This is a genomic window from Rhodohalobacter sp. 8-1, assembly GCF_038150125.1.
Lineage (GTDB): Bacteria > Bacteroidota > Rhodothermia > Balneolales > Balneolaceae > SW132.
This window is the reverse complement of record NZ_JBBVMF010000055.1, coordinates 1-1,090: the sequence shown is the minus strand read 5'-3', so window position 1 is coordinate 1,090 and position 1,090 is coordinate 1. Positions and strand designations below refer to the sequence as shown.

Sequence of the window (1,090 nt, the reverse complement as noted above, 5' to 3'; positions counted from 1 at the left end):
GAATTGTTATGGCAAGAAAGACATGGTATGTCTATTCAAACTCAGTAAGTAAATTTATCTCTCAACTGGTTTTGATATCAAACCCTGATGGGTGAAAGACAGACATGCAATGTCTCTCCCGTGCATCATTTAAAAATTTGTCTTGAAATAAAATCTCCCCTACCTACCTTTTAATCTTATCAATCGATTCGATTATATCCTCTATCAAAAGTAAGGGATCTCTTTTAGACATAAATAATGTCGTCCTTAATAGATTGGTAATAGCGGGGTTTGACCGCATTCTTTGATACAAGGTCTACATTTCGGTGCAGAAGTCTTTCAAATTCTTCAGCCAGGTCAATAAACCGAATACCAATAGTGTCGTCAAACTCAACCAGTATATCTACATCACTGTGCGAGGTGTTCTCATTTCTTGAAACAGACCCAAATAGTCCGATAGCTTTAATAGGGTATTTAGAGAACAGCGACTTTTTGTGCTGTTTAAGAAGGGACAATATTTCGTGCTTTTCCATCATCAACTAAAAATACAGGATAATTTTTTTTGAATCATCTATTAATTCATCGGATAACTATCCCATCATCCGATGGATGTAAGTTCCCAGTCAAGAATTTGGACAATGCAGACATGGTATGTCTGTTCGATCCAGATACGTGGATCTATATCATGGATGTTTTTAAATTATATCACTGAATGGCATCAGACAGACATGCAATGTCTCTCCCAAGCACCACTATGAAATCTGCTTTAACTAAATCCGATGAATGTCAGGGTCATGTTAAGGTAATTGGGCAAAGATAAAACATGCCATGTCTTACCTGTGCATCATTCGGGGAACTGCATGAAACTATATTTGGCCTTACACAACTCATCCGATGGCGGGAAGCCAGCGGATGAGGATCTTCATCGGATGACTTCCCGTCATCCGATGAATGTTAGGTTCATTTAGTATTGTCGAATCGTTGAACTGTCGAATTGTTATGGCAAGAAAGACATGGTATGTCTATTCAAACTCAGTAAGTAAATTTATCTCTCAACTGGTTTTGATATCAAACTCTGATGGGTGAAAGACAGACATGCAATGTCTCTCCC

At 38.1% G+C, this 1,090-nt stretch carries 1 protein-coding gene; it reads right to left on the bottom strand.

Annotated elements, in window-relative coordinates:
* Window positions 1–224 precede the first annotated feature (224 nt).
* The gene (locus AABW11_RS19980) at window positions 225–494 is read right to left on the bottom strand and encodes a nucleotidyltransferase family protein (protein ID WP_340107098.1); all 270 of its coding nucleotides are present in this window, start codon (window positions 492–494) and stop codon (window positions 225–227) included.
* Between the last annotated feature and the right edge of the window lie 596 nt (window positions 495–1,090).